The sequence below is a fragment of the Bacillus sp. B2-WWTP-C-10-Post-4 genome (assembly GCF_009183805.1).
GTDB lineage: Bacteria > Bacillota > Bacilli > Bacillales > Bacillaceae_G > Bacillus_A > Bacillus_A cereus.
On record NZ_WEII01000247.1, the window covers coordinates 1 to 1,894 of the forward strand.

Here is a 1,894-nt window from a genome sequence, read left to right on the forward strand (position 1 = left end):
GTATAATAATATAAACATTCTATTAATTCATATTATTAATAAGGAAATACTTAAATATTCGATTTTTTTCTAAAAGTGTATTATACTGTAAATTGCTGAGGGATACATTTTAGTATTTTCTGGTAAATATTCAGTTTGTTAGGTTGTTATTAGTATTATGGTAACGAAAACCTTATATTTTCCCTTGAAGATAAAGCATTAGCAGCAATTACATCGAGATATCATAATAATAATTATTTTCTTAACAATATCACGGAATTTTAATTCAGAAAATTCGAACCCTTAAGTAATATAAAGTGCTAAATAAAATATTTAGACAATTGAAGTCCAACAACGATTAGAAGATATATATATTAGAAAAGGAATTTTGGGAAATCTTATCCTATATAACTAATACATATAGCGTTGTATCTTTAAATCAATAAATTTTTCGATAAGCTAGTTAAAAGATTATTGAATTTAATCTTTTAATAGAGTTAAAAAAATCAACTTTACATTCTAATTTAGAAATTATTAGGTGGTGTCAGTAGTGTTTGAGTATCTTTTAGTTAAAGCTTTATTTACTATTTTCTTAATTAGCCTAATCGTGTTAATCAGTGTAATATGGACTAAAATAGAAAAAATTCTGGACGAGACTGTATTTAAAAACGTTTCTGAAAAATCCAGATATGTAGTAACTATGGTAATTGTTATGGTGGGAGAATTTGTTCTCATAGTCATTACTTCATTAAATTGGAGAGCTTCAATTATTGACACACTCTTTTTTGGTAGTATTATTTTGTTCTGCTGTATATGGCTAATACCTTATTTTGTTAATCAACAACAAAACATCGCTAAAGTTATGGATAAGCATTTTAGTGGAGGGGTAGATTTAGGTGAAATTCAAGTTCATCGTGCGAAACTTTCTGCATTTAATTTAGGAAGTATTGTATTTTCTATAGTGGGAATTATTATACCTATTTGTTATTATTTTAAATACTTTTTATAACGGTTTATTGGTTCTGTTGGAAATTTTTTAAAGATATAGTAATAGGTGAGATTACAGATATTTATGTAGAAACAACTTAGATGTATAAGACAATCCATGTGAGCGAAAACAGTAAAATACCCTATAAGGTCTCTTTTACTTATATTAATTAAAAAAATGGTACTAATTCCCAAAACTTCCACCAGGACTTCTTTTTAGCTGCCCTCCCACCACTATGAGAGGTAAATGAAGGAAACCGATACAGCTTGTGCGTATGCAGTGCATTTTGGTCTGGGTCACAGTCTTTTAACGTGGTCGAACTACAGGGGGAGTAAGCATATTCCCGATGGATCCATTTCTATACCTCCATTATCTAGGGAAATCCCCCAGTATCCAAGACTAAATTTTACCCATACATCATTTTTTGATGTAGCTCTTGAAGATAAAAACTATTTAATTTTCAAGGAACAGTTATTAACTTAAAACTCATTATACGAGGAGGGTGTATCATGAAAAAAATATGCTTTGTATTAATTGTCGACGCTGGTATAAATTATGGTTCAATATTTTCTCTACCATTTTTAAGGAATCAGGATGATTTGAAGGAATATTTCTCTAAGTATTATAATGTTTCAATTAATTATATTAGGGATAAAAACTCAGTTGACTATTTGGTAGTTCCCAAACCGTGTCCAGCTTTTGATAATGAAAATAATCTTCCAATAATTGAAGTACCAGCAATCTTATTTATGGAAAAGAATTTTGAAAAAATAAAGACTTATATAGACAATTATTTTTCTAATAACTCATAAAGAAAATAAAAGTACAATAAAAAGAAGTCCGATAAAAAACGAGTGGTGTAGAATATTTCTATTAATCATTCGTTTTTTATTATATTTACATATATTTTTTAAAAGAGGATTATAG

Annotated in this window: 2 protein-coding genes; both read left to right on the forward strand. The window is 27.8% G+C overall.

Annotated features, from left to right (window positions below):
- The first annotated feature begins 529 nt into the window (after positions 1 to 529).
- Positions 530 to 988: a hypothetical protein gene (locus GBN78_RS29625; RefSeq protein WP_000464472.1), complete on the forward strand. Its 459-nt coding sequence runs from the start codon at positions 530 to 532 to the stop codon at positions 986 to 988.
- Between the two features lie 488 nt (positions 989 to 1,476).
- Positions 1,477 to 1,779: a hypothetical protein gene (locus tag GBN78_RS29630; RefSeq protein ID WP_016109376.1), complete on the forward strand. Its 303-nt coding sequence runs from the start codon at positions 1,477 to 1,479 to the stop codon at positions 1,777 to 1,779.
- Positions 1,780 to 1,894: the final 115 nt, after the last annotated feature.

What these genes read in the sequence shown, in the direction of transcription:
- GBN78_RS29630 (WP_016109376.1), top strand. Translation starts at nt 1,477, where the DNA reads ATGAAAAAAATATGCTTTGTATTAATTGTCGACGCTGGTATAAATTAT.